The organism is Pseudoalteromonas sp. SCSIO 43088, assembly GCF_023650795.1.
GTDB lineage: Bacteria > Pseudomonadota > Gammaproteobacteria > Enterobacterales > Alteromonadaceae > Pseudoalteromonas > Pseudoalteromonas shioyasakiensis.
In genome coordinates this window covers 2788477-2814487 of sequence record NZ_CP072675.1, presented here as the reverse complement: position 1 = coordinate 2814487, position 26011 = coordinate 2788477, and the positions used below count along the sequence as shown (strand labels likewise).

Sequence of the window (26011 nt, the reverse complement as noted above, 5' to 3'; positions counted from 1 at the left end):
CAATTAAAGGAAATAAAATGAAGAAGTTAATTATTGCAGCGGTTGTTGCTGCGGCTGTCGGTGGCGTAGCTTACGCAAATTACGCAGCTACACAGGAAGTGAAAAAGGTGGTTGATAAGCAAATCAGTGCGTTATCAATCCAAAGCGGTGTAGAAATTAAATACAGTGATATCTCAGCCAGTATTTTTGATAGCAGCATGCAGTTATCTGAGATCACGGTTTCAAATAGTTTAAGCAATGAGCCTGTTGCAACAATCGATAGTATTGATGTGTCGGGTTACGAAGTAGATGCGGTGCCGCCTCACACAGGTTTTGTTATGAAAAACTTTCGTTTTAGCGATGAATTTTTAGCGCAGCTGCCAGAAAATTCTAATAACAAGCTAGCATCAACAAGCTATAACGTTGACTCATCGCTTGATTATAATAAAGATTCAGGCGACAGTGACTTTGCTCTTAAAGTGACTGCAAATGAGGTGGCTGACGTTAACTTTAATCTTGGTTTAGCTAAAACCACAGCGCTGATGGAAGCATCACTCGCTGTGAGCCAGATGCAAAATGAAGCAGCTGATGGTCAGCTTACTTTAGAGCAGCAGTTACAACAGCAATCGAAGATGATGGCAGCCCTCACTCAGTTAGAGCCACGTAGCATTAATATGTCGATTGCTGATGAAGGTGAGCTTAAAGCGGTTGTTGATAGCTTCTTAACTGCACAAGGTATGACTCATGATCAATTTAAGCAAGTCGTTGCGATGCAATTACAGCAAGTACCAGTGAGTGAAGAGCTTGCTACAGCGATTAGCAACTTTGTGAATGGTTTATCGTCTTTCTCTGTATCAGCTAAATTACCTGAAGGTAAAACTATGATGGAGATTAATCAGCAAATTCAAATGCTGATGGGTCAACCTGAAGAACTTGCGAAATTCATCAACCTACAAGCAAGTGGCGAATAATCTCAAGCCTCTTCTGTAAACCTAACCTTAAAGTGACGAGTGATTTAACTTACTCACTTTAAGGTTGTTTTTTATCTGCATCACACCTTGGCTGTGTTCTAAAAATTTCTGTGCTAAAGCGCGTTGAAATCCCGTTTCTGCAATACCTTTTAGTTCAACAGTTTCACCTTCAACAATCACTTGTAAGTTTTCAATGTCAAAGTTAGGGTTACGAGTTAACTTCTGCAATGCCATTTGCTGTAAGCGCGGTTGCGCAGATGTGCTTGTTGTTAGCACACTAGTATTGGCGCTCACAGTCGTTGCGCAAGCAAGTAAAAACATACAACTCAATAAAGTAAGTACTACGGTTAATTTGAAGCGGCTCATACAATTCCCTCGTTAATCTAGTCTGCTGTGAACTATTGCTGAACCTGTTACAATTATTATTCCAATGTTTAAGTTGTTGAATTTGATTGGGTTATTTTTATGGGTGTGATGTGTGGGCAATAAAGTGTGAACTAATTACACAGTTAATAAGTAAAAAGGGTATGGCACAAAAATGCCGAGACAAGCTCGGCATTTTCACAGTTATGATGTTAAAGTTAAAACTACTTCTTCTTCGTTTTAGCTTTGGCTTTTTTCTTTGCCTTCATTTTTACTGGATCTTTTTTCTTTTTAGATGGGATCTTCGCTTCTTTGTGCTGTGGCTCAAGCCCTTTAATTACTCGGCGTTTAAGCTTTTGCTCAATGTAGCGCTCAACTTTACCAACAATTGCCACGTCATGAGCTTCAATAAATGAAATCGCAATGCCTTTTTTACCTGCACGACCAGTACGGCCAATACGGTGTACGTATACGTCTGCGGTGCGAGGCATATCAAAGTTGATAACATGGCTGATATCAGCAACATCAATACCACGAGCAGCAACATCCGTAGCAACTAAGATATTGTTGCGACCAGAGTGAAAGTTCTCCATCGCTTTCATGCGCTTGTCTTGTGGCATTTCACCGCGTAACCAAGCTACACGAAGGCCTTCGTTGTTTAGCTCACCAACTAATGTTTCTAAGCGCTCACGAGTTTTTACAAACACAATAGCTTTATGAATGTCATCACCATTTAATGTTTCAACCAACATTTTTAGCTTGTGGTCGTAGTCATCCGCAAGATGAACCCATTGGTGGATTTTGCCTTTCTCTTTACGTGAAGATTCGGCTTCAAGCAGTGCAGGGTCGTTTAAGATACGTTCTGCAAATAACTCAACGCTGTCACCTTCAAGGGTCGCTGAGAATAAGAAACATTGGCGGCGGTTACGTGCTTCATCACAAATACGTAGCATTTCTTTACGAAAGCCCATATCTAGCATGCGGTCAGCTTCATCAAGAATAAGCATTTCAACGTTTTCAGCATGGAAGTTCTCTGTTTCAAGGTACTCCATTAAACGCCCAGGTGTGGCAATGAGAATGTCGTTATTGCTTTCGAAAATTTCTCTGTGTGTCCCGTAGTTTATACCACCTGTTACAACCCCAATTTTAAGATGAGTTTGTGCTGCGAGTAATTCACATTGCTCATGAATTTGATAAGCAAGCTCACGGGTTGGTGTCATGATCAACACGCGCGCAAAGCCAGGATCGCGACGCGGGAAATCAAGCAAATATTGAATTGCAGGGATCAAAAACGCGGCTGTTTTACCCGTACCAGTAGGGGCAGATGCCAAAATATCACGACCTTGAAGAGCTTCAGGGATCGCTTGTTGTTGAATACTGGTTGGCGTATCAAAACCCATTTTATTAATGGCATTTAACAGCTTGTTATCGATATCAAATTCAGAAAATTGCATAGAGTGACATAAATAGAGGACAATTGAGCCTAATTATACGCGTTAACGCGGCTGTGGTGAATGAAAAGGTGAAAAAATGTCAGGCTTTGTGTTTAAACAATTTACGGTAACGCAAACACGCACGGCGATGAAAGTGTCGACCGACGGTATTTTGTTAGGGGCGTGGGCTGATGTAAGTGGTGCTAAGGGCATTTTAGATATTGGCACTGGCACAGGGCTGTTGGCGCTAATGGCAAAACAAAGAGCGCCTGAAGCAAAAGTCAGTGCCATAGAAATAGACACGGGTGCCTGCAGTGATGCCCGAGATAACTTTGCGGCTAGCCCATGGTCTGATATAAACCTTTTCGAAGGTGCTGTGCAGTCGTTCAGCGCAGCAGAGCCTTTTGATGCGATCATCACCAATCCACCGTATTTTAATGCGAGCCTAAAAGGTGAAAATGATGCTCGAAATACTGCCCGCCATACTGATGGCCTGAGCTTCAGCGAATTAATAGCAGCGTGTACTAGGCTTAGCCACGGCAAAACGCTTTTGAATGTGATTTTGCCTTGCGTAGAGGCAAAACAATTCATTGCGGTAGCAGAGCAAGCAGGCTGGTACTTAAATCGGCATTGCTTGGTACGTACAACCGAGAAAAAACAACCAAGTCGCAGCTTGTTGTTACTCAGTCAAAACAGTACTGAATGCGAAACAACGTCGTTAACGATACACGCCGCTGATGGCAGTTATAGTCAAGGTTATAAAGAGCTATGTAAAGCTTTTTACCTAAAGATGTAATTGTTATTCAGCAATGCTCGCTTCAAGGCCATCTTCACTTAAAAGTAAAGTGTATGACTGCCCATATGATGCGTTGCAGATTGAGACAGGTTCATAAACTCGCTTATCTTCATCATTGAGCTTTGATACTTTTAAATCATCAGCGCAGTCATCAATGTGGTACCAGTAACTTAATTGATTTTGATATAAATTGACGATTTGCTTTTCAACTTTTAAGCGAAGGTTTTCAGTTGCGAGAATACGTATAGCAAAAAAGTCATCTTTATCATCATTAGCTTTTTTTACTAGAGTTAAACGAAGCTTTTCTTCATTTTGCCAAGCCACAAAATGATAAGGTTGATTTTGCTCTACCTGATACATCTGTGTGGCTGAGTTAGTTATGTCACTGTGATCGACTACATAAAATGAAATACGGCTACGTTCATTGTGAGCATGTGTTACATCAACGGGAAGTGATTGCGATGCAAGCGTATCAACATAGTATTGAGAGTCTTTAAATTCTTGAGCATCACCAAACAGGTCAGTGTTTGCCATGTAATAGTCCACTTCTAAATCAGTGGTATTTACGAGTGTGTAATTGTTCTCATACATTTCATCGCCAAAGTTATGAGTTTCTTCAACTTCTAATTCATCACAACCAGTTAGCAAAATACTTGCGGCAATCATTATAGGTAGCGCACTTTTCATTGTTATTCCTTTTACAAATGAAGGAGCCGATTAGCATACTTATAAGTTATTGTACCTTTATTGGTTGTTAAATTGTACCGGTAGCTGTAATTGCATTACTTCATCAAGCTGAATTTGTTGCACATATTCAAGCTCTAATAGGGCGTCTAACACGGCTTTACTGTGCGACTTTTCTATTTCGGCACTGCAAAAGTCAATAATGCTAAAGCGGCGTTTTATCAGCAGGCCGTTGATTTCAGGTAAAGGATGTGTGGTTTCAATTAGCACGCGGGTCGTAGGGCAGGGGTCGGCATAGCCTGAACGTAATAACTTTTTTAAATTAAACAAGTTATCATCAAGCCGACCCAGTTCAATGGCGGCTTTAGCGCTATCAGGAATAAATAATGGCTCAGCAAAGCGATTTATTTTTATTTCGCCCGCGGCGTTAATTGTAGCTACCTGATTACTGTCGTAACTGACAATATCACCGGTAATTAATGTGAATTGACTCATTGTGTTCCCTCGCAATGCTGTGTCGATTTCGGAGCTTAGCAAAATGGTGTGTTTGGTTAAGCCCTGATATAGTGCCAAAGTCTTAAGTTTTATACGAGTTTTTTATGTTCCGTTTATCAATTGTTTTATCTGCCTTATTATTTTCTCAGTTAAGTTTTGCTGCATTGACGCCTGTGGGTCTTTGGAAAACTATTGACGAAGAAACGAATGAAGCGAAATCTTTAGTACGTATTAGTGAGCAAGATGGTGTATTGGTTGGTAGTGTTGAAAAAATCCTTAACCCAGCCAAGCAAGACGCAATCTGCGAAGAGTGTAAAGGTGATAAGAAAAATCAGCCTATTTTAGGGTTAAAAATTATAGAAGGCGCTACAGATGCTGGCGATGGTAGCTGGCAAGAGGGTGAAATTCTAGACCCAAACAATGGTAAAACCTATACCCTTAAACTGACCCCACAAGAACAAGGTAAGGTGCTTGAAGTACGCGGATATATTGCATTTTTCTATCGTAATCAATATTGGCAACGTGTTGAGTAACCATTAAAAAAGCCAAGCAATGCTTGGCTTTTTTATTCATGACTTACAAGCTTTCGCTGTACTCAGTCATGACTTGTTCAACCCAGCTTGCGATACGTTCATCGCTAAGCTCGTATTGACTGTCTTCATCAAGGGCTAAGCCAACAAATTGTTTGCCATCTTCGCTGAGTGCTTTTGAAGCCTCAAATTCATAACTTGCATCGTTAGGCCATTTGCCTAGCAAGGTAATGCTTTGATCACAAATTTCATCGTGTAACATGCCAAGTGCGTCTTGGAACCACTGACCATAACCTTGTTGATCGCCCATACCAAACAGAGCCACGGTTTTGCCGTTTAGGTTAACATCTTTAATGTCGTCCCAGATTGATTCCCAATCTTCTTGCAACTCGCCAAAATCCCAAGTTGAAATGCCGAAGATCACGAAATCAAATTGCTCTGCATTTTTTAATGGCTCATCTTTGATATTGTGAAGGCTCACTATGTCGTGACCAATAATATCGCGAATTTTCTCTGCCGCTATTTCTGTGTAGCAGGTTGTCGAACCATAAAATAAACCAATCTGCATCGTATTTATCACTGTGTATTTGCCTGATATGATAGGCGTAAGTTTACCGTAAGGTATAATCAATTGATACCTTGATAAGGATGAGAGTACGCGTGGCTGATAATAATTCACAAGCCCAAAAAGGTGTAATAACAGCAAATAACGCCGAACATTTAGAGTTATTTTTAGATACGCTGTATCTTGAGCAAGGGGTCAGCGAAAATACACTCGCCGCTTATCGCAGTGACCTTGAAAAGTTTTGCCAATTTTTAAAAGATAAAGACCTACTAGCTGTTCGCTCTGATGATATTGAAGCGTATTTAGCATACCGTGTTGATTTAGGGCTGAAGTCGCGCAGTACAGCGCGAAGCATCAGTGCGCTTAAGCGTTTTTATCAGTATTTTGTGCGCGAAAAAGCCATTGCCGATTCGCCGATGGTCAATATTGCTCAGCCAAAAGCTGGGCAGTCATTACCAAAAACGCTGTCAGAAGCCGAAGTCGAAGCTTTGCTTGCAGCCCCAGACATAGAAGATCCTATGGGGCTTCGCGATAAAGCCATGCTTGAGCTGTTATATGCCACGGGGCTTCGTGTTACTGAGCTGGTGGGACTCAGAATGGAGCAAATTAATTTGCGCCAAGCGGTAGTCTTTGTAAAAGGTAAGGGTAATAAAGAGCGTTTAGTTCCCTTAGGCGAAGAAGCAATGTACTGGCTTGAGCAGTTTTTAAAAGTGGGCCGTTCGCAAATGATTAAGCATGCCACTGACTTTGTGTTCCCATCAAAGCGCGGGATTGGCATGACACGACAAACTTTTTGGCATCGCATCAAACACTATGCTATTTTGGCATCAGTTGAATCGCCGTTATCACCGCATACGCTTAGACACGCGTTTGCAACGCATTTGCTTAATCATGGGGCGGACCTTAGAGTCGTGCAAATGATGTTAGGTCACAGTGACTTATCAACAACACAAATTTATACCCATGTAGCGAATGAAAGATTGAAGTCGGTACACGAGCAACATCATCCACGTGCTTAGTGCAAGATTTTTAAAGATGTACCGGTCTATGTAAAAAATGATCAGGATATAGGATATTTATGAAAAAGTTAGTTTTAGCCACAGCACTACTAGGCACAAGCTTAAATGTGTTTGCCAATGGCGTATCAACAACAGACGCTGCTGATGCCCCTATTATTGCTAAGTTTGCTGAATTAGGCGTAACCGTTAAGCAAATCAACCCAAGCCCAGTGGCAGGCCTTAAAGAACTAATTACTGATAAGGGTGTACTGTACGCAAGCCCTGACGGTCAATTTCTAATGCAAGGAACACTGATTGACCTTAATAACCGAGTTAATCTAACAGAGCATGCACTGAGCGATGTACGTAAAGAAGGCATTGCTGAGTACGAAGACTCAATGATCGTTTACAAAGCGCAAAACGAAAAGCATTCAATCACAGTCTTTACCGATATTACCTGTGGTTACTGCCGTAAGTTACACCGTGAACTTGATGATTTCTTAGATGCGGGTATCACGGTTAAATACCTTGCTTTCCCACGTGGTGGTTTACGTGGTAAAGGTTATCAAGATTTAATGAATGTATGGTGTGCTAAAGACCCTGCTGAAGCGTTAACAGAAGCAAAAGCGGGTGCAGAAGTCGCTGCAGTGCCTGGTTGTAACGCACCAATTGCTGAGCATTATCAACTAGGTCAAAGCTTTGGTATGTCGGGTACTCCAGCAATTATTTTAGAAGATGGCACCATGATCCCAGGTTATCAATCAGCTGCGCAGATCAGCCAAGCGCTTGATGCCTTACCAAAAACATCTTCATAATTGATTTTTTAAACGAAAAGGCCTATTTGTCGTAGGCCTTTTTTATTTGTCTTAAGCAAAGAAGTACCATTTCCGACATGGAAAAAATAATTCAAGCTCGTCCTCATGTTGATGATTCGCATCTACCACACCATTTACACCCTGTAATTAAGCAAATATATGCGACTCGACAGGTGCAAAGTGCCACCGAACTCGATAATAGCGCTGCGACATTACATGATTTTAAGTTGTTTAAAGACATCGACAAAGCTGTGGTGCTATTGCAACAAGCGCTCGCGGCTCAAAGTCGCGTGTTAATCGTCGGTGACTTTGATGCCGATGGCGCAACCAGCACAGCAACCTTAATGCAAGGTCTTGCTATGTTTGGCTTAAAGAACCTTGATTACTTGGTTCCAGACAGATTCAGCCTAGGTTATGGCTTAAGTCCTGCGCTTGCTGAGCAAATAGTGACTATGCAACCCGAGCTTGTGATCACTGTTGATAACGGTATTTCATGTATTGATGGCATTGCAATTGTTAAACAAGCGGGTATTAAGGTGCTGGTAACTGATCACCATTTACAAGGTGAAACCTTGCCAAATGCAGATGCTATCGTGAACCCAAATCGCCATGACTGTCAGTTTCCATCGAAATCAATAGCAGGCGTTGGGGTAGCTTTTTATCTGCTCATTGCTTTACGTAGCCACTTACGTGAACAAGGGTATTTTCAGCATCAGCCAATGCCAAATTTGGCTGAGTTACTTGATATTGTAGCCCTTGGTACCGTTGCCGATGTAGTCGCTCTTGATGCCAATAACCGTACCTTAGTTCATCAAGGTTTAGCGCGTATTCGTAGTGGTAAAACACGCCCAGGTATTAGTGCCCTAATCGAAGTGGCGAATCGTAATGCTGCCCGTTTAAGTGCCAGTGACTTTGGCTTTTCATTAGCGCCACGCTTAAATGCAGCAGGGCGTCTAGATGATATGAGTTTAGGCATAGCTTGTTTGTTATCAAGCGATATAAACCAAGCACGCCGCATTGCCAGTGAGCTCGACAGTCTCAATCATGAGCGCCGTGAAATAGAGCAGGGCATGCAAACTGAAGCACAAGCAGTGCTTGACCGTTTAGCATTTAAAACCGACACAGTGCCTGATGCCATTTGTTTATACCAAGCTGATTGGCACCAAGGTGTGATTGGTATTTTGGCTGGCCGCTTAAAAGAAAAGTATCACCGCCCGACGATTATTTTTGCCGCTGGCGATAACGGCGAAATAAAAGGCTCTTGCCGCTCTATTGAAGGGCTGCATATGCGTGATTTACTCGAGCGAGTAAATACGCTCTATCCGCACTTGATCAGTAAATTTGGTGGCCATGCTATGGCGGCCGGGCTGAGTATCAATGAGCAAAGTTTTACTGAATTTAAAACAGTGTTTGAGCAAATGGTAACAGACACACTCACTGAAGAGCACAAGCAAAGTATTTTACTTACCGATGGTGAACTGCCTAATGATTGCTTTTCGATGGAGTTTGCCAACTTACTAAAAAATGCTGGCCCCTGGGGGCAGCAATTTCCAGAGCCAGTGTTTGAGCATGTGTTTGAGGTAATACAGCAGCGCATTGTTGGTGAAAAACACTTAAAACTGGTTTTAAAACATCAGTCTGGACGATTAGTTGACGGTATTGCATTTGGTGTTGATGTGCGTGCATGGCCAGATACCGAAGTGCGTTATGTGAAAGCTGCTTACCAACTCGATATAAATGAATTCCGTGGTAAATTCTCGTTACAGTTGATTATTCGAGAGCTACAAAAAGCGACATAAAAATATCGTTATAATCGACATAAAAGGCTAATAAAACGCTCGGTTTTTTGTTAAAATCGGGCGTTTTTAATATTTGTAGATAATTTACCGTATTTATTGTCGATATCGGTGCGCGGTAAATCAGCCATTTTGGAGTAATGTACATGTTTGAAGTGAATCCTGTGATTAATCAAATCAAGGAAATTCGCGAACGTACTGAACTGCTTCGGGGGTACCTTTGACTACCCTCTTAAGAAAGAGCGGTTAGAAGAAGTTAACGCAGAACTTGAAGATTCAGCAGTGTGGAATGAGCCAGAGCGAGCTCAAGCACTTGGCCGTGAAAAGTCGGCACTCGAAGCTATCGTTGAGACCATTGATAATCTAGTGTCAGGTACCGAAGATGTTGAAGGTTTAGTCGAGCTTGCTGTTGAAGCAGAAGATGAAGAAACCTTCGCTGAAGCCGAAGCTGAATTAGGCGATTTAAACGCACAGCTTGAAAAGCTAGAGTTCCGTCGTATGTTCTCAGGCGATCATGACCAAAACGATGCTTACCTTGATTTACAATCAGGTTCTGGCGGTACTGAAGCCCAAGACTGGTGTAACATGCTACTGCGTATGTATTTACGTTGGGGTGAAGCAAAAGGCTTTAAAGTTGAATTGGTTGAAGCAACTGATGGTGATGTGGCTGGTATTAAGGGCGCAACAGTGCGCTTTGTTGGCGAATATGCATACGGTTGGTTACGTACAGAAACAGGTGTTCACCGTTTAGTGCGTAAGAGCCCGTTCGACTCAAGTGGTCGTCGTCATACCTCGTTTGCATCGGCATTCGTTTACCCAGAAATCGACGATAATATCGAAATTGATATTAATCCGGCAGACTTACGTATTGACGTTTACCGCGCATCAGGCGCCGGTGGTCAGCACGTAAATACAACAGAATCTGCGGTTCGTATTACTCATATACCAACTAACACTGTTGTACAGTGCCAAAATGAGCGTTCACAGCACAAGAATAAAGACCAAGCAATGAAGCAGTTAAAAGCGAAATTGTTTGAGCTTGAAATTCAAAAGCAAAATGCTGAGAAACAAAGCCAAGAAGATGCTAAATCTGATATTGGCTGGGGTAGTCAAATTCGTTCATACGTACTTGATGACTCGCGCATTAAAGACTTACGTACAGGCGTTGAAAACCGTAATACACAAGCGGTTCTTGACGGCGACTTAGATAAATTTATTGAAGCCAGCCTTAAATCTGGCCTATAACCACCAAGCTAAAAAAGAGCTAAAAAATGACTGATCAAATCCAAGACGAAAATAAGTTAATCGCTGAGCGTCGTGGCAAATTAGACGCAATCCGCGAAAATTGCCCAGCCAACGGTCATCCAAACCAATTCCGTCGTGAACATTACACGGCTGATTTGCAAGCTGAGTTTGGTGATAAATCGAAAGAAGAATTAGTTGCTGAGCAACACGTTGTATCAGTTGCAGGTCGTATTCTTGCAAAACGTGGTCCTTTCCTTGCGTTACAAGACATGAAAGGCCAAATTCAAGCGTACGCATCAAAAGACGTACAAAAAGAATTAAAAGCAAAATATGGTCAACTTGATATCGGTGACATCATCGGTGTTAAAGGCGCACTAAATAAATCAGGTAAAGGCGACCTATACGTAGAAATGACAGAGTACGAGTTACTGACAAAGTCATTACGCCCGTTACCAGAAAAATTCCATGGTTTATCTGACCAAGAAACTAAATACCGTCAACGTTATGTTGATTTAATCACTAATGATGCGACGCGTGAAACCTTCCGTATTCGCTCTAAGGTTGTTGAAGGTATCCGTCGTTTCTTAGCTGATCGTGATTTCATGGAAGTTGAAACGCCTATGCTACAAGTGATCCCGGGTGGTGCGTCTGCACGTCCATTCGTAACACACCACAATGCACTTGATATCGACATGTACTTACGTATTGCACCTGAGCTTTACTTAAAACGTTTAGTTGTGGGTGGCTTTGAGCGTGTATTCGAAATCAACCGTAACTTCCGTAACGAAGGTTTATCAACGCGTCATAACCCAGAATTCACAATGATCGAATTCTACCAAGCATACGCTGATTACATTGACCTAATGAACATTACTGAAGACATGTTACGTACTGTTGCGACAGACGTACTTGGTTCACCAATTGTTGTAAACACAACGAAAGATGAAAATGGTGAAGTGGTTGATTCAGTAGAGTACGACTTTGGACAACCTTTTGCTCGTTTAACAATGAGCGAGGCTATCCTTAAGTACAACCCAGACTTTGATGCTGCGGTATTTAATGACCCTGAAAACCATTTTGAAGAACTTAAAGCGTACGCGAAGCAAGTACACGTTAAGATCCCAGAAAACTGTGTATGGGGCCCGGGTAAATTCTTATGTGAAATCTTCGAAGAGACAGCTGAGCATAAGTTAATTCAACCAACTTTCATTACCGCTTACCCGTGGGAAGTGTCACCACTTGCACGTCGTAACGATGAAAACCCGTTTGTAACTGACCGTTTCGAATTCTTCGTTGGCGGCCGTGAATTAGCAAATGGCTTCTCTGAGCTTAACGATGCACAAGACCAAGCAGAGCGCTTTACTCGTCAAGTTGAAGAGAAAGACGCAGGTGATGATGAAGCAATGCACTACGATGATGACTATATCCGTGCATTAGAATACGGCTTACCACCAACAGCGGGTGAGGGTATTGGTATCGATCGTCTAGTGATGTTATTTACTGACTCACCAACAATTAAAGACGTGATCCTATTCCCACACATGCGTCCTCAAGCTGATTAATCAGCTAAAAGTCTTGAAAACGCCGCTTTTTAGCGGCGTTTTTGTTATCAGAAATTTCTGATTTTTATTGCTCTCAATTTTAATACTCAATTGTAATTAGCTGATCTGAAAAGAAATGCTGAATTAGTCTTCCAACAAAGTTACTAAGTTGTAAAATTTTTCTACAAATACAAAGGCCAATAGTATTATTTTTAGCCAAGATATGACATCATTGCGCAATTCTCGTTCAATGTATAAATGGACTTAATAATAATGACTAAAAAGCCTTCGCCGTTGCCTACAGATACGAACAAAAGCGAGCATCAACGTGAAGATTTTTATCGTGCTTGCATAGCCGAATTTCAACAATTGGGTTATCAAGATCAATACCTCGCAGAGTTAACTGATGAACTGATCCCATTGACGGGTCTTGAGCCGTTGAGTGATAAAGAAAAAACGGCGAAAGGATAAACAAAAACAAGCTGTTTTGGCTCGTTATGGACAATCTATAACCATCTATACGATTTTCCTTGAAAAGTGTTTGACATATTTCCTGAAATCTTTATTATACGCCCCACAAGACGGAGAGGTGGCCGAGTGGCCGAAGGCGCTCCCCTGCTAAGGGAGTATAGGGTTTGTAGCTCTATCGAGGGTTCGAATCCCTCCTTCTCCACCATTTTTCCTAAAATGGCATGTCTTGAAAGTAATATGTGTGGACGCGTAGCTCAGCTGGATAGAGTACCTGGCTACGAACCAGGCGGTCGGAGGTTCGAATCCTCCCGCGTCCGCCACTTTTTACTTTAACTCTGCATCGAGTATAAACTTGAGTCTCTTGCTAAGAGAATAAATTAGCAATGTTCAAATGTGCGTGTGGACGCGTAGCTCAGCTGGATAGAGTACCTGGCTACGAACCAGGCGGTCGGAGGTTCGAATCCTCCCGCGTCCGCCATATTTGAAACTCATATCGAGTATAAAGATACAAATTTGGTCGGAGGTTCACTCTTTCAAGAGACGTCCCGCGTCCGCCATATTTGAAACTCATATCGAGTATAAAGATAAAATCATTGCAAGATTATAAAATGCAACTGCGGACGCGTAGCTCAGCTGGATAGAGTACCTGGCTACGAACCAGGCGGTCGGAGGTTCGAATCCTCCCGCGTCCGCCACTTTCTCTTAGAAAGTGACATAAGCCGACAAGCTGTCGGTTTTTTTGTGTCTTTAAGATACAGTCAATGCAAGACTTAAACATGCAGAATATAATGCGGACGCGTAGCTCAGCTGGATAGAGTACCTGGCTACGAACCAGGCGGTCGGAGGTTCGAATCCTCCCGCGTCCGCCACTTTTCTCTCAATAAGAGTTAAAGTGACATAAACCGACGAAAGTCGGTTTTTTTGTGCCTGCAATTCGCGTAGAAGCGTGAAAACACGATATAAACCTGTAGCAGCGATTTTATATCGCGTCTATTATCGTAATATTCGTAGTAGCGACTTCAGCCGTGAATAAACATACCTTTTATTGCACCTCATTATTCTTTGGGCGACTTTGAACCATACAGCCGGAGGTTCACTGTTTCAAAATACGTCCCGCGTACGCCACTTTTCTCTTAAGTAGAGTTAAAGTGACATAAACCGACGAAAGTCGGTTTTTTTGTGCCTAAAATTCGCGAACATCACGCTTCCACACTATTAATTAAACCCTAACTCAAAATATAAAAAACGCACCCCGTAGGCGTGAAACTTGTTTCGCGCGTATCACGATGCTGTCGCCATAAATGACGACCTACAGGGGGGCAGCGACTTCAGTCGCGAACATCATGCTTCCACACCACAAATTAAACCCCAACTCAAAATACAAAAAATGCACCCCGTAGGCGTGAAACTTGTTTCGCGCGTATAAAGATGCTGTTGCCATAAATGATGACCTCCATCTACCACATCTTGTTATCTATCCCAGAATAACCATTTCTCAATGTTAGGTTCATGCTCATGCATTATTTACATTTAACCGACAAAGGGTACAATCTCGCTAATATAATAATAATTAAACCAATATCCCTTGCGTCTATTTCATTTATTCTTTTTTTATTGCATTTTGCTTGGTTCGTTTGCTGCGCAAAGCGAGCCAGTTGTATCGCAATCAACACCATTAAACCAACAACAAATCCAAGCACTCAAATTTGAATCTCCAATTAAAGCAGATTGGTTGTTTAGTACTTACCAAGAGTCCGTATTTAATTCATCAATTTTGGTCTTAGAGGCCGGTGATAAAAAGTCGCCGCCTTTGCTGCTTGTGCATGGTTTAGGCGTATTAGGTATGCAAGATTGGTTTGGGGTTATCCCTGAACTCAGTAAACATTATCATGTTATTGCGATTGATTTACCTGGTTTTGCTCACTCAGAAAGCCCCGAAGGGCGTTACTCTCCTCGCAATTATGCTGCTGTACTGGCGGAAGTGGTCGATCTCTATATTGCTGAACCAACCACGGTTGTGGGTCACTCTATGGGGGGAGCGGTCAGCCTGTATTTTGCTGGCAAATACCCGGAGAAACTCAATAAATTGGTGTTAGTCGACGCGGCAGGTATTTTACATAAAGTGGCATTTATAAAGCCTATCTCCAACGTACCTAAGCCTAATACTAAGCTACCTAAATTTCTCTCAACTAAGTTAGCTCAGCTCAATGATTTTACAACCGGACTCATTGAAGAAGGGGCGATCGATTCATACCTGACAGAGTTATTGCAGCGTAGTGATGGTGCGTGGAAGCTAGTAATGGGTGAAACACCAAATATGAATGCAGCGCTGAGTTTAGTTGAAGAAGACTTTAGCGAGATTGTCAGCAATCTGAAAATAGAAACACATATTATTTGGGGTGAAGAAGATGCCGTAGCTCCATTACGAACTGCAAAAGTATTGAACAGCCAGCTAATCAATAGTGATTTAGCTACTTTGCCTGATGTGGGTCATGTGCCAATGAAGCAACAGCCCAGCCAGTTTTTAGCTTTATTAAATCGAGCGTTAACTGGGGAAGTTAAAAAAACAGCCAGTGCAGAAGTTTCAGATAAACAAATCGAGACATTTCATTGTGAAGATCAGCACAGTCGCGAGTTTTCAGGCCATTACCGTCATATGATTATTGAAGACTGTAATAATGTGTTACTTAAAAATGTGGTTGCTGAATCTATCCGTATTAAAGATTCTTTAGTGAGATTAGAAAATGTAAGCTTATCAGGGGCTAAACTCGCTTTAAATGTTAAGCGCTCTGTGGTTGAACTAACCAATGTCACTATTACGGCTCAACAAGGTGTAAAACTGAATGAAAGCCGATTTGATGGTGCTGGTGTGCAAATCAATGCATCTGAGCATGCAATAAGCGTTGTCGATGACAGCAATATTATATTCTCGTTAAGTAGAATCCATAGCCCGATATATCAAGGTTTGGCACATGATGCCATAGAAGTAGAAAAAGGAATTATTGATGACCGCTTTAAATAGCATCCCTTTTGTTAAATTAGCAGCGTGCTCGCTGTTTTGTGTCGCTTTACTAAGTGGTTGCAAATCAACAAAGACTGAGCAACAACAATATGCTGATCTACAAGATAGTTTTAGTTATGAAACGTACAGGGGATTGTCGAATACCAGTGTCGATACCATTGCTTATGGTTATAACAAACTGCAAAAAGAACAGTTAGAGCAAATAGGTGCAATTGAGCCAACACTGACTCATGCTATGATGAGCTACATTTTGAGCCTTGGTGTAAGTAAAGATTTTGCAATTGCTGAAAGCGACTTAGCGCTTGCTAAAGCGACTGATATGCGGGGTAAATATTTAGCATACAGTGCTCAGTCTTTGGCTTTTTATAACAAAGGTTGGCGTAAAATGGCTAAACAAAAAGCTGACTTCATTCGCACCGATCCTTTGTTTGCGACAGTGAGCCAGAGCTATCCAAAAGAGCAGCTTATTTCTTATCTCATTATTGGCAGTGTTGCAGTTCGTGATGGTGACTTAGCGACAGCACAAAACATGTTTTATGTGATTGGTGAGCAGATTGAAAAACCCTGGTTACCAAGCTTAGCAAAAGCGTTAACGGTAACCCTAAATGGCTCAACAATAGACTCATTAATCATGCTAAAAGATATCAGCACAGATCCCTCTTTAAACGGCTATGAACGTGAGAAAATAGCCGAGCTGATGGATGTTGCGCAAAGCAAATTAAGCGATAAAAAGAAGCGTCAAAAAATCACCCATATTGCTGACGATTTCTTTCTCGACCGCATTAAGGATAAAAGCTCAACGCTATATCGTGATTTGATCACTGACTTACAAAAATACACTGAGCAAGTTCTTTAATCTCTTAAGAAGTTGAGTGTAGTTTCACACTCAACGTCACCTAAATCCTCACTGTTTCAAATCCTTTACGCATTAAAACCGAGTTAATTTGCTTCACGGTCAATTTGTGTTAGATTTAATAAAATATTCCAAAAATAATAACAAGTGGGAATTTTATTTTATGTATGCGAAAGGTGCATATCAAAAACGGCTGGCTATAAGTTGCGGCTTGATACTCTTGGCTGGCTGTAAAGCGAACACAGAAAAAGCTCCATTAACCGACCAACAATACTTTGAGCAAGTAATGTTAGCACCCGCTATTTTGCCAAACGATTTAACGAATACCGGCTGTTTATCGCTTGAGAGTGAAACTAAGCTGCAAGGCTATAAATCAGCGGCTGAGGTTAATTACCAGCAGGCGGATTGGCAAAACAGAGTTGCGGCCGACTGGCAGTATTTTTTAGCCCCAGAGCAACCGGGCAAGCTACTTTTAATTGATTATCAAGTTCAAGCAGGGCAATTAGCTTACCGGTATTTAAGTGACGGCAGCCACAATGAGTTGTATGAACCTTGGAGTTCATCAAAAATTCAAGCATTTAGCGGTGCGCTGTCAAAAGTAAGGCAAACCCACCCAGAGCTTGGCGCAGCTTCTTTTGCTGGTGATACGGCACTGGCTGATTTGATCAGCAGTATTAATAGTTACGAAGCATTTGGCAAAGCCGATGGTAACTCAAATGCGATAGCCAGTTATTTTGTCAATGTGGCAGGGCGCGAATATTTACGTGGGCTTTTTAATGATGGCTGGCTAAAACTAGAGGATCAGCGTTTGTTATTTAACGGCGCATATGGCTCAGAGCAGTTTATGCCATCAGACGAATACTGGCATAACCCTGCCAATAATGAGCTTGATGCAAAGATAAGCCGGTACAAAGCAAGCAGTGATGATCCTGGCTATTTAGGGTATCGTTGTGAGAGCTGTGGTTTAACGGGCAACAAAGCAATGACCACACTTGCTCAAGCGGAATGGTTAAAACGTCTGGTTAGTCATCAGCGTGAACCAAGTACGCAAATGCCTTATTTACAAGCAAGTGATGTTGATGTGCTACTTAACGGCACAGGTCATACAGATGAACATGCTCCTGTAGGCGGTATGATGGTAGGTATCAGTCATATCGTTACAAATGCATTGGCAAATGTTATTGCGCCAAATGATAGTCGCTCTGCAAAAGAAGTGCTCGATAGCGCGACGAATGGGCAATGGCGTGTTTGGCAAAAAATTGGTTGGGGGCCAAGTGAAACGCGCTCCACCACAGAAACCGTAATGTTGGCACATGTGTGTTTAGGCAATTACCAAGGTGGCCGTGAGTTTACGTTTAGTGTACAGCAGTCAACTTCGGGGGCTGACGAAGCCAATTTGCCAACAGTCGGTAAGCAAATGCAGCAAAAGTTGCAGCATGCTTTTACAAAATTATTAGATTAACGCGTTCAATAAGAATTAAGGTACAGCTATGCGTCGTTCAATTATCGCTTTATCAATTACTTTAGGTGTTGCTTTTAGTGCACCTATGCATGCTGAGGGTTGGCAATCAGATGTTATCGGGGTCACGCAGTCACAGCTTTCGCCCAGCTACTGGCTAGCACAAGGGGCATCGGCAAAAGTGATCATGACTGAGTCGCAAATTGCGGCCTTCAACAAAAAACTAGTAAAAGATAATAAATACATTGTTGATCCTCTTTCATTTCAAAAATCGCTTACCAAAGACGAGCTAACAAGCGCCATTCATTCAGCAAGTTCAATTCCAAAAAGCCCGCGCTTTTTTACCGATGGCCGCCAACTCACCGCGAAAGACTTTGCCAAATATCAGGAAAACTTAAACCTTAACAAGGTCGCAGATAACAATGAGGTACGTTTTGCTGTAGTCGTTAAGCGCACTGTATTACGTACTTTTCCAACTTGGGATCGGGTTTTAAATAGCGGCCTTGATCAAGACTTAGATCGCTTTCAAGAAAGCGGAATGTTCCCGGGCGAAGCGGTTGCTGTATTGCATCAAAGCGCAGATAAAAAATGGTTGTTAGTACGTGCTTACAACTACCTAGCGTGGACGCCTGCCGAAGATCTTGCCTTTGCTGATGCAGATAAAATAAAGGCCTATCGCGAACAAGATGACTTCTTAGTTGTTACCGGTGCAAAAGTAAATACTGCTTATGTGCCAAACGATGAAGGCCTCTCAGAAGTTCAGCTCGATATGGGAGTACGCTTACCATTAGTTGATAGTGAGCAAGTACCGTATTTGCTAAATGGTCAAAATAGCTATGCTAGCCATGTTGTACAGTTACCAACCCGCGATGAGCAAGGCCAACTTGTTATTAAACCGGCGATGATTAGTAAAACTGCCGATGTAAATTTAGGCTACCTAGACTACAACGAACAGAATCTAATTAAACAGGGCTTTAAGTTTTTAGGTGAGCGTTATGGTTGGGGTCATGATTATAATGGCCGTGACTGCACTGGGTTTGTTGGTGAAATTTATAAGAGCTTTGGCCTACTAATGCCGCGTAATTCAGGGCAGCAAGGCAGTAGTGAATACGGGCAAAATAATCGCTTTGATAAAAATACAGCGGCGGATGCTAAGTTACCAAAGGTTAAAAACATGGCGATTGGCGATCTAATTTATATTCCGGGTCATGTAATGATGTATTTAGGAGAGCACCAAGGCGAGCCGTATGTTATTCATGACGTTAAAGGCTTAGGTTATAACAAAGGCGATGGTAGTTTTTATAGTAGTGCCTTGAATGGGGTGTCGGTCACGCCATTATTACCACTTAGATTATCTCAAGAAACCAGCTACTTAGATCGTATTTATAACATTAAGCGTATTCGCTAGAGGCCAATATGAAAATTAAAGCTGTTCGCTTTGCAAAGCTCAAAGTGCCATTAGTTACCCCATTTAAAACAGCACTAAGAGAAGTCAGTTTTATCGAGGATTTAGTGGTTTTAATCGATACAGAATGTGGCCAAATCGGCTATGGCTCTGCGGCCTCAACTCCGGTTATTACAGGTGATACCCATCAAGGAATGATCGCGGTCATTCAGCAGTTTATTGCTCCTAAATTAGTGGGGCAAGAAATCGAAAACATTAACCAGCTTACCCACATTATTCAATCTACGGTGGTTGGTAACAGTAGTGCAAAAGCGGCTTTAGAGTTAGCGGTTTACGACTTGTGGGGCAAGCTCTATCAAGTGCCTTTATATAAGCTACTTGGTGGTGGTAATTCAGCGCTGAAAACCGATATCACCATTAGTGTCGATAACATAGATAAAATGCTCAGTGATTGTCAGCGAGCGGTTGAGCAAGGTTTTGATGTATTAAAAATAAAAATCGGCAATAACCTTAATCAAGATATTGAACGAGTAAAAGCAATCCATGCAGGGTTTGCCGCTAAGGCGCAGCTTCGTTTAGATGTAAACCAAGGCTGGAATGCCAAACAAACTGTGTTTGCACTGCAGCAACTTGAGCAAGCAGGCGTGGTATTAGAGTTGGTTGAGCAACCGGTAAAAAGCAGCGATATTCAAGGTCTCAAATATATTACTGAGCGAGTGAACACCCCGATTATGGCCGATGAAAGCGCCTTTTCACCGAAGCAAGTGATCCAACTTTTAGAACTTGGCGCAGTTGATATTATCAATATTAAATTAATGAAAACGGGCGGTTTAAGCCGAGCAATTGAGATTGCTAATATCACAGCCCAATACCAAGCGGAGTGTATGATAGGTTGTATGCTAGAGGGCAGTATTGCCGTAGCTGGTGCTGCACATTTAGCCTCTGCCAAAGCACAGCAAATCAGTAAAATCGATTTAGATGGCCCAGCCCTTGGTCAATATGACCCTGTGCAAGGGGGCGTTGAATTTAGCGGCCCACAAATACGCTTATCGGATGCCCCAGGTCTTGGTATTGAATCAATAACGGGGCTTGAACTAATTATAAACGGAGTATGGCCAGCATGAAAAAACTAGTCAGTCTTATTGCAGTTATGAGTTTATCGGCTTGTGCCAGCAAAGAGTTACCTAAACCTATTATTGATAACAGTCATCAACAGCTCGTCGTGGTGGTAGCCAATGACAGTGATGCCATTGATGCCACCTTGTATCGTTTTGAAAAAACCGCTGGTAGCTGGCAACAACAAGGTCAGCAACACGCGGTGGTACTGGGTCGTACTGGCCTTGCGTGGGGAGTGGGGCTGCATCCGGCACAATCGGGTCAGCAAAAACAAGAAGGCGATGGTAAAGCGCCTGCAGGTATTTTTGAGCTTGGTACTGCATTTGGTTATTTAGATTCATTACAAACGAACCTCAGTTATCAAGCAATGACAGCAAATGATTATTGTATTGATGTGAAAGGCTCACCGTTTTACAACCAATTGGTTGATAAAGCACAAGTAGGTGAAGATGCCGTAAAAGATTCTTCAGAATGGATGCGTCGTGATATTTACAGCCAAGATAATCTTTATAAAAAAGGCATTGTAGTTAAGCATAATCCAAGCAATATTAATGGCGCGGGTAGTTGTATCTTCATGCACTTATGGCGTGCACCTAGTAAACCAACAGCGGGTTGTACTGCGATGACTGAAAGCGATATGGATGCTCTACTTGCTTGGTTAGATGAGCGTAAAAAACCATTATTAGTCAGCTTAACCAAAGCGCAATATCAACAAAAGCAAAGTCAGTGGCAATTACCTAACTTAGCTAAATAAAAATAATAAAATAAAAGTATTTTAATTTTGTCATAATGGTGGAATAATATATTCCATTGAGGTTTGGGTTAGGATAATAAATGAGTGCAAATTACGCTTTTCTCGATTGGCTAGTATTCGCAAGTTACGGTGCAATTTTATTGCTAAGTGGCTGGTGGTTTAATCGCAAACGCGCTAACTCAAGCCAAGATTTTTTTCTAGGCGGAAATAGCATGCCAACTTGGATGGTGGCTATTTCTGTTTTAGCTACTTCGCAATCTGCGGCAACGTTTATTGGTGGGCCTGATCAAGGCTATCAAGGTGATTTTTCATATATTGCGACCAATATCGGTGCGTTTATTGCGGCATTTATTGTATCGGCGTTTTTAATTCCAAAGTTTTACCAGCAAAAAGTGTATACCGTTTACGAACTGCTTGAAAAACGTATCGGACCAAAAGCTAAGCGCCGTAGTGGCTTGATGTATTTATTTGGCCGTGTGTTTGCCAGTGGCGCCCGTTTGTATATGGCAGCGATTGCTGTGGCGATGATTCTATATGGCAATATCGATGCAGATAGTGTGGTTATCGCAACTTTAGTACTGGCGCTTGCAGGTCTGCTTTATACCTTTTTGGGTGGCATTCGCAGCGTTATTTATTCTGATGTACTGCAAAGTATCGTTTATGTGAGTGCAGCTATTGCGGTTATTTGGTGCTTGCTGAATGTTATTCCGGCTGATTTCTCAACCATAATTGCAACTTTGAGTGAGCCAAGTCCTGGTGCAGACTCAAAACTCGCGCTGTTTAAATTTGATTTAGACTTTGGCCCGTCAGGGGTCTTTAACATGGCCTCTGTGTTAACGGGGTTTGTGCTATTAAATATCGCCGCATTTGGTTTAGACCAAGATATGACGCAGCGTTTATTAACCTGTAAAAGTCCAAAAGAAGGCAGTAAAGCGTTATTACTATCGGTAGTGATGGTGATCCCGGTTATGGCTATTTTTATCTTTATTGGTTTGCTGCTTTATATTGTTTATCAGCAACCTGCATTAATGAATAACGAAGCTGGGAAAACGGTTGTACAAGAATTTAATGGCGAAAAAATCACTATCTTTATGTACTACGTATTAAACGAAGTACCAGCCGGGGTTAAAGGTTTAGTCAGCGTGGGTATTATTGCTGCGGCTATTTCTACTTTGAACTCTGGGCTTAGTTCGATGTCTTCAGTCATCGTACAAGATATTTATCGCCCGTATTTAGAAAAACATAACAAACAAGTAAGCGATCATCACTTTGTAAAAGCGGGTCGCGTAGGGATGGCACTAGTGAGCCTTGCCTTAGCGCTGATGGCTATTCTTTGTTATTTCTGGCAGCAATACAGTGATATGCCATTATTAAAATTTGCGTTAAGTGTAATGGTATTTTCGTACAGCGGTTTGTTAGGTGTGTATTTTACTACCTTGTTCACCAAACGAGGCAGTGAAGGCTCAGTGTTAGCAGCACTAATAGCGGGCTTTGTGGTGACCTTATTAATGCAGCCGTACATGATTGACTGGTTACTACCCGAATCAATGCGCTTTTACTTAGGATTTACTTGGCAGCTATGCATAGGTACATTGCTCGCAACATTGGTGTGTTGCCTTGGTAAAGCGGCAGACGAGAAGAGTGCGTAAATGGCTGTACGCTATGTTTTAGCCATCGATGGTGGCGGCACCAAAGTGTTAGCAGAGCTAAAAGAGCAGGCAAGTGGCGCTACTTTTCGTGCCCAAGCGGGTTCGGCATCAATTTCGAATGATCTTGATTTAGCGTTAGAAAACATTGTTAAAGTGACCCGTGATGTATGCCAGCAAAGTGGCGCTGAGCCTAGTGAAATCGTCACCGTTATGGGGGTTGCTGGTGGCTCATCGCAGAGCCTTGCTGAACAATTAACAGTGATGCTCAAGCTGATTTACGAAATAGAATTTGCCAGTTTGCAAATTACCAGCGATGCAATTACGTCACTATATGGTGCTAATCTTGGTGACCCATGTGTGGTTATTGCCCTTGGCACCGGTGCTGTCGGGGCACGATTAAACGCCCAAAAGCAAACTAAGTTGGTGAGCGGCTGGGGTTTTACCATTGATGATTTTGGTGGTGGTGCCCGCATCGGCCTGATGGCTGTGCAGCAATTATTAAACGATATAGATATTTACGATTTACCAAAAAGCCGATTAACGATTCGTTTGAGTGAGCAGCTAGGATGCACTCGTCAAACAATTAGTAGTTGGCTTAAACAAGCAAAACCCGCGGATTATGCAGCATTTAGCCCGTTGGTGTTTAGCTTACAAAACGACTGTGAGGCGGCAAAAGCGGTTTTAACAGAGCACACCCAGTCGGTGGTTCGGTTAATAAATAAAAGCCGAGGTAACTCGCCGTTACCGGTGATTTTAATTGGTGGTTTGGCGAAAGTTAGCCAACCGTTATTGCCACTTGCCTTACAAAACGAATTATCTCCTTGTAAGGGAGATTCATTAACTGGTGCCGCCATTTTAGCGGCAAAGCATTACCATGACATTATTGAAAAAGGACAACCCAATGAGCCCTGAGCACGTCTTTAAGCAACAACGTGAGTTACTCGAAGAGTTAAACGGTATTGTCTCTGAAGGACAAAACCCAGACACTTTGGATATCGATCTGCTCAGCTCCACTGAGATCCTCACTAAAATCAATAATGAAGATCACAAAGTAGCGGGTGCCGTGAAACTTGTGATCCCACAAATTAGTGAAGCTGTCGATCATGTCGTTGAAGCATTTCAACAAGGTGGCAGGTTAATCTACATTGGTGCTGGCACCAGTGGTCGCTTGGGTATTTTGGATGCGGTTGAATGTGCGCCTACCTATAGCGTAAGCGATCAGCAAGTGCTCGGTATTATTGCTGGTGGTGACACCGCGGTTAAAAAAGCCGTAGAAGGCGCTGAAGATAGCACCGCGTTTGCTATTGAAGATTTAAAAAATGCCAATTTAACCAGTAAAGATGTCGTGGTTGGCATTGCCGCCAGCGGTCGTACACCGTATGTTTGCTCGGCAATTGAATACGCTAAATCACTTGGTTGTGTCACTGTAGGTGTCACTTGTAACCCTGATTCAGCGGTGATGCGTTTACCACAAATCGGCATTTGCCCCGTGGTGGGTGCAGAAGCTGTAACTGGCTCTACACGTATGAAATCGGGCACGGCACAGAAACTCGTACTGAATATGCTAAGTACAGCCAGCATGATCCGCACAGGCAAGGTGTATAAAAACCTGATGGTTGATGTGAATGCTAGTAACGAAAAGCTGCACGCTCGTGCTATTCGCATTGTGATGCAAGCAACAGAATGTTCTCAGCAGCAAGCTGTGGATGCATTAAAGCAAGCTGAGCAAAGTGCAAAACTGGCTATTTTAATCGTGTTAACTGGAAAACCAGCTCCTGAAGCAAAACAGTTATTGTCAAAAGCGGGTGGCTTTTTACGGAAGGCGGTTGAAGAATAATGCGTTTTTTAACTGTTTTATTTGTTAGTTGTCTAGCGCTTTTAGGTTGCCAAGAAACACCTGCACAAGCGCCTAAAAATGCACAGCCTTTACAGGTGGGCGCAGCCAATTTTCAAGCTTATGTACCTGCATTAACAGGGAAACGTGTTGGCTTGGTCGTTAATCAAACATCAGTGGTGAATGGTCAACATTTGGTTGATGCATTACTTGATAAAGGCGTTGTCGTTAGCAAAATATTTGCTCCAGAGCATGGCTTTCGCGGCGACCATGACGCTGGTGCTCACGTTAAAAGCACAGTAGATGCTAAAACCGGCATTGATGTTGTGTCGATTTATGGCAGTAATAAAAAGCCAAGCCCTGAGATGCTTGCTGATTTAGACGTCATTATTTTTGATATTCAAGATGTTGGTGTGCGTTTTTACACTTATATCAGCTCAATGCACTACGTGATGGAAGCTGCCGCTGAAAATGGTAAAGAGGTTGTGGTACTCGATAGACCAAACCCGAATATAGCTTATGTGGATGGACCTATCCTTGACCCAAAATTTCGCTCATTTGTTGGCATGCACGAAATTCCTGTTTTACACGGTATGACAGTGGCTGAGCTTGCTCAAATGATCAAAGGCGAAGGCTGGATAAATGACGCAGATAAGCTTGAGCTAAGTGTCGTGCCTGTTACAAACTACGACCGTGCTATGGCTTATGAGCTACCAATAAAGCCAAGCCCTAACTTACCAAATGCCCAATCAATTGCGCTTTATCCATCTTTGTGTTTCTTTGAAGCAACGCCTGTGACTATTGGCCGTGGCACTGATTTTCCGTTTCAAGTTGTTGGTTACTCGCCAGTTAAACTCGGCGAATTTAGCTTTACGCCAAGGGCGATTAAAGGCGCTTCAATGCACCCTAAATTCAAAGGGGTTGAAGTATTTGGTCAAGACTTACGAGATGCTGATATTCATGGCCTAGATTTAAGCTTGTTTATTTCGGTTTATCAAAAGCTAAGTGCGAATGAGCAAACGTTTTTTGAACGCGCTGATTTTATGGATAAACTTGCAGGGACTGATAAATTGCGTTTAGCCATTGAAGCAGGCCAAACTGAGCAACAAATAAAGCAAAGCTGGCAAGCCGACTTAAGTGCTTTTAAACGAAAGCGCTCCCCGTATTTACTGTATCAATAATAACTGGATAATTAGCTAACTAGATAAATAACAACGAGGCGCTTGCCTCGTTTTTT

24 protein-coding genes and 5 tRNA genes are annotated in these 26011 nt (G+C 42.3%); 24 read left to right on the top strand and 5 right to left on the bottom strand.

What is annotated here, in order from left to right; genetic code table 11:
* Positions 1-17 precede the first annotated feature (17 nt).
* Positions 18-950, top strand: coding sequence for an aq_1923 C-terminal domain (locus J8Z28_RS13000; protein WP_250659588.1), 933 nt, complete (start codon positions 18-20; stop codon positions 948-950).
* 27 nt (positions 951-977) lie between these two features.
* Here J8Z28_RS13000 and J8Z28_RS12995 read toward each other — a convergent pair whose 3' ends face one another.
* Both J8Z28_RS12995 and srmB read right to left on the bottom strand, forming a co-directional pair.
* Entirely contained in the window at positions 978-1316 is a 339-nt protein-coding gene (locus tag J8Z28_RS12995) for a BON domain-containing protein (protein WP_250659587.1), read from the bottom strand.
* 221 nt (positions 1317-1537) lie between these two features.
* Complete coding sequence (srmB, locus tag J8Z28_RS12990; protein WP_063528733.1) at positions 1538-2767, bottom strand: ATP-dependent RNA helicase SrmB; 1230 nt, start codon at positions 2765-2767, stop codon at positions 1538-1540.
* 76 nt (positions 2768-2843) lie between these two features.
* On the opposite strand from srmB, the gene J8Z28_RS12985 reads away from it, so the two are divergent.
* Positions 2844-3542 carry a tRNA1(Val) (adenine(37)-N6)-methyltransferase gene (locus tag J8Z28_RS12985; protein WP_250659586.1) on the top strand — a complete coding sequence of 233 codons (699 nt, stop codon included), beginning with the start codon at positions 2844-2846 and terminating at the stop codon, positions 3540-3542.
* 3 nt (positions 3543-3545) lie between these two features.
* On the opposite strand, the gene J8Z28_RS12980 is transcribed toward J8Z28_RS12985, so the two are convergent.
* Positions 3546-4229 (bottom strand): hypothetical protein, encoded by a 684-nt coding sequence (locus J8Z28_RS12980; protein ID WP_250659585.1) that lies wholly within the window; start codon positions 4227-4229, stop codon positions 3546-3548.
* A 57-nt stretch (positions 4230-4286) separates the two neighbouring features.
* Positions 4287-4721, bottom strand: a complete 435-nt coding sequence (locus tag J8Z28_RS12975; RefSeq protein ID WP_250659584.1) for a hypothetical protein — start codon at positions 4719-4721, stop codon at positions 4287-4289.
* A 104-nt stretch (positions 4722-4825) separates the two neighbouring features.
* Here J8Z28_RS12975 and J8Z28_RS12970 point away from each other — a divergent pair, with 104 nt between their 5' ends.
* The gene (locus J8Z28_RS12970) at positions 4826-5254 is read left to right on the top strand and encodes a DUF2147 domain-containing protein (RefSeq protein WP_055020966.1); all 429 of its coding nucleotides are present in this window, start codon (positions 4826-4828) and stop codon (positions 5252-5254) included.
* A 43-nt stretch (positions 5255-5297) separates the two neighbouring features.
* Here the strand turns inward: J8Z28_RS12970 and fldB are convergent, their stop codons facing one another.
* Complete coding sequence (fldB, locus tag J8Z28_RS12965) at positions 5298-5819, bottom strand: flavodoxin FldB (RefSeq protein WP_063703534.1); 522 nt, start codon at positions 5817-5819, stop codon at positions 5298-5300.
* A 128-nt stretch (positions 5820-5947) separates the two neighbouring features.
* Between fldB and xerD the strand changes: the two genes are divergently transcribed.
* The 21 genes from xerD (at position 5948) to J8Z28_RS12860 (ending at position 25955) form a co-directional block, all read left to right on the top strand.
* Entirely contained in the window at positions 5948-6835 is an 888-nt protein-coding gene (xerD, locus tag J8Z28_RS12960; RefSeq protein ID WP_408002930.1) for a site-specific tyrosine recombinase XerD, read from the top strand.
* A 59-nt stretch (positions 6836-6894) separates the two neighbouring features.
* A complete protein-coding gene (gene dsbC, locus J8Z28_RS12955) occupies positions 6895-7629 on the top strand; it encodes a bifunctional protein-disulfide isomerase/oxidoreductase DsbC (RefSeq protein ID WP_250659583.1) in 735 nt (244 codons plus the stop codon).
* Between the two features lie 77 nt (positions 7630-7706).
* On the top strand, positions 7707-9428 hold the full coding sequence (gene recJ, locus J8Z28_RS12950) for a single-stranded-DNA-specific exonuclease RecJ (RefSeq protein ID WP_250659582.1): 1722 nt from the start codon (positions 7707-7709) through the stop codon (positions 9426-9428).
* Between the two features lie 143 nt (positions 9429-9571).
* Positions 9572-10670 (top strand): peptide chain release factor 2 gene (gene prfB, locus J8Z28_RS12945; protein WP_105181232.1). Its coding sequence is split into 2 segments (ribosomal slippage): positions 9572-9646 and positions 9648-10670, totalling 1098 coding nucleotides; the frame shifts between segments, so codons are not numbered across the junction.
* A 26-nt stretch (positions 10671-10696) separates the two neighbouring features.
* A complete protein-coding gene (gene lysS / locus J8Z28_RS12940) occupies positions 10697-12232 on the top strand; it encodes a lysine--tRNA ligase (RefSeq protein WP_175081029.1) in 1536 nt (511 codons plus the stop codon).
* 252 nt (positions 12233-12484) lie between these two features.
* Positions 12485-12682: a hypothetical protein gene (locus J8Z28_RS12935; RefSeq protein ID WP_055020963.1), complete on the top strand. Its 198-nt coding sequence runs from the start codon at positions 12485-12487 to the stop codon at positions 12680-12682.
* A 112-nt stretch (positions 12683-12794) separates the two neighbouring features.
* A tRNA-Ser gene (locus J8Z28_RS12930) sits at positions 12795-12887 on the top strand.
* Positions 12888-12925: 38 nt separating this feature from the next.
* Positions 12926-13002, top strand: a tRNA-Arg gene (locus J8Z28_RS12925).
* Positions 13003-13083: 81 nt separating this feature from the next.
* A tRNA-Arg gene (locus J8Z28_RS12920) sits at positions 13084-13160 on the top strand.
* Positions 13161-13300: 140 nt separating this feature from the next.
* Positions 13301-13377: transfer RNA gene (locus J8Z28_RS12915), tRNA-Arg, on the top strand.
* A 97-nt stretch (positions 13378-13474) separates the two neighbouring features.
* Positions 13475-13551, top strand: a tRNA-Arg gene (locus J8Z28_RS12910).
* Positions 13552-14267: 716 nt separating this feature from the next.
* Complete coding sequence (locus J8Z28_RS12905) at positions 14268-15704, top strand: alpha/beta fold hydrolase (protein ID WP_250659581.1); 1437 nt, start codon at positions 14268-14270, stop codon at positions 15702-15704.
* Positions 15688-16560: a hypothetical protein gene (locus J8Z28_RS12900; RefSeq protein WP_250659580.1), complete on the top strand. Its 873-nt coding sequence runs from the start codon at positions 15688-15690 to the stop codon at positions 16558-16560. The genes J8Z28_RS12905 and J8Z28_RS12900 overlap by 17 nt, the downstream gene beginning before the upstream one ends.
* A 160-nt stretch (positions 16561-16720) precedes the next feature.
* A complete protein-coding gene (locus J8Z28_RS12895) occupies positions 16721-18019 on the top strand; it encodes a peptide deformylase (RefSeq protein ID WP_250659579.1) in 1299 nt (432 codons plus the stop codon).
* A 28-nt stretch (positions 18020-18047) separates the two neighbouring features.
* Entirely contained in the window at positions 18048-19424 is a 1377-nt protein-coding gene (locus tag J8Z28_RS12890) for an SH3 domain-containing protein (protein ID WP_250659578.1), read from the top strand.
* Positions 19425-19432: 8 nt separating this feature from the next.
* Positions 19433-20545, top strand: coding sequence for a mandelate racemase/muconate lactonizing enzyme family protein (locus tag J8Z28_RS12885; RefSeq protein ID WP_250659577.1), 1113 nt, complete (start codon positions 19433-19435; stop codon positions 20543-20545).
* Complete coding sequence (locus J8Z28_RS12880) at positions 20542-21291, top strand: L,D-transpeptidase family protein (protein WP_250659576.1); 750 nt, start codon at positions 20542-20544, stop codon at positions 21289-21291. Before J8Z28_RS12885 ends, J8Z28_RS12880 begins: the two co-directional genes overlap by 4 nt.
* An 80-nt stretch (positions 21292-21371) precedes the next feature.
* Positions 21372-22940 (top strand): sodium:solute symporter, encoded by a 1569-nt coding sequence (locus J8Z28_RS12875; protein ID WP_250659575.1) that lies wholly within the window; start codon positions 21372-21374, stop codon positions 22938-22940.
* Complete coding sequence (locus J8Z28_RS12870) at positions 22941-23852, top strand: glucosamine kinase nucleotide-binding domain-containing protein (RefSeq protein ID WP_250659574.1); 912 nt, start codon at positions 22941-22943, stop codon at positions 23850-23852.
* A complete protein-coding gene (gene murQ, locus J8Z28_RS12865; RefSeq protein WP_250659573.1) occupies positions 23842-24777 on the top strand; it encodes an N-acetylmuramic acid 6-phosphate etherase in 936 nt (311 codons plus the stop codon). The genes J8Z28_RS12870 and murQ overlap by 11 nt, the downstream gene beginning before the upstream one ends.
* Positions 24777-25955, top strand: a complete 1179-nt coding sequence (locus J8Z28_RS12860; RefSeq protein WP_250659572.1) for an exo-beta-N-acetylmuramidase NamZ family protein — start codon at positions 24777-24779, stop codon at positions 25953-25955. Before murQ ends, J8Z28_RS12860 begins: the two co-directional genes overlap by 1 nt.
* Positions 25956-26011: the final 56 nt, after the last annotated feature.

What these genes read in the sequence shown, in the direction of transcription:
- J8Z28_RS12980 (WP_250659585.1), bottom strand. Translation starts at nt 4,229, where the DNA reads ATGAAAAGTGCGCTACCTATAATGATTGCCGCAAGTATTTTGCTAACT.
- J8Z28_RS13000 (WP_250659588.1), top strand. Translation starts at nt 18, where the DNA reads ATGAAGAAGTTAATTATTGCAGCGGTTGTTGCTGCGGCTGTCGGTGGC.
- lysS (WP_175081029.1), top strand. Translation starts at nt 10,697, where the DNA reads ATGACTGATCAAATCCAAGACGAAAATAAGTTAATCGCTGAGCGTCGT.
- J8Z28_RS12900 (WP_250659580.1), top strand. Translation starts at nt 15,688, where the DNA reads ATGACCGCTTTAAATAGCATCCCTTTTGTTAAATTAGCAGCGTGCTCG.
- J8Z28_RS12860 (WP_250659572.1), top strand. Translation starts at nt 24,777, where the DNA reads ATGCGTTTTTTAACTGTTTTATTTGTTAGTTGTCTAGCGCTTTTAGGT.
- J8Z28_RS12995 (WP_250659587.1), bottom strand. Translation starts at nt 1,316, where the DNA reads ATGAGCCGCTTCAAATTAACCGTAGTACTTACTTTATTGAGTTGTATG.
- fldB (WP_063703534.1), bottom strand. Translation starts at nt 5,819, where the DNA reads ATGCAGATTGGTTTATTTTATGGTTCGACAACCTGCTACACAGAAATA.
- J8Z28_RS12875 (WP_250659575.1), top strand. Translation starts at nt 21,372, where the DNA reads ATGAGTGCAAATTACGCTTTTCTCGATTGGCTAGTATTCGCAAGTTAC.
- J8Z28_RS12970 (WP_055020966.1), top strand. Translation starts at nt 4,826, where the DNA reads ATGTTCCGTTTATCAATTGTTTTATCTGCCTTATTATTTTCTCAGTTA.
- J8Z28_RS12880 (WP_250659576.1), top strand. Translation starts at nt 20,542, where the DNA reads ATGAAAAAACTAGTCAGTCTTATTGCAGTTATGAGTTTATCGGCTTGT.
- recJ (WP_250659582.1), top strand. Translation starts at nt 7,707, where the DNA reads ATGGAAAAAATAATTCAAGCTCGTCCTCATGTTGATGATTCGCATCTA.
- J8Z28_RS12885 (WP_250659577.1), top strand. Translation starts at nt 19,433, where the DNA reads ATGAAAATTAAAGCTGTTCGCTTTGCAAAGCTCAAAGTGCCATTAGTT.
- srmB (WP_063528733.1), bottom strand. Translation starts at nt 2,767, where the DNA reads ATGCAATTTTCTGAATTTGATATCGATAACAAGCTGTTAAATGCCATT.
- J8Z28_RS12890 (WP_250659578.1), top strand. Translation starts at nt 18,048, where the DNA reads ATGCGTCGTTCAATTATCGCTTTATCAATTACTTTAGGTGTTGCTTTT.
- murQ (WP_250659573.1), top strand. Translation starts at nt 23,842, where the DNA reads ATGAGCCCTGAGCACGTCTTTAAGCAACAACGTGAGTTACTCGAAGAG.
- J8Z28_RS12985 (WP_250659586.1), top strand. Translation starts at nt 2,844, where the DNA reads ATGTCAGGCTTTGTGTTTAAACAATTTACGGTAACGCAAACACGCACG.
- J8Z28_RS12935 (WP_055020963.1), top strand. Translation starts at nt 12,485, where the DNA reads ATGACTAAAAAGCCTTCGCCGTTGCCTACAGATACGAACAAAAGCGAG.
- J8Z28_RS12895 (WP_250659579.1), top strand. Translation starts at nt 16,721, where the DNA reads ATGTATGCGAAAGGTGCATATCAAAAACGGCTGGCTATAAGTTGCGGC.
- J8Z28_RS12975 (WP_250659584.1), bottom strand. Translation starts at nt 4,721, where the DNA reads ATGAGTCAATTCACATTAATTACCGGTGATATTGTCAGTTACGACAGT.
- dsbC (WP_250659583.1), top strand. Translation starts at nt 6,895, where the DNA reads ATGAAAAAGTTAGTTTTAGCCACAGCACTACTAGGCACAAGCTTAAAT.
- J8Z28_RS12870 (WP_250659574.1), top strand. Translation starts at nt 22,941, where the DNA reads ATGGCTGTACGCTATGTTTTAGCCATCGATGGTGGCGGCACCAAAGTG.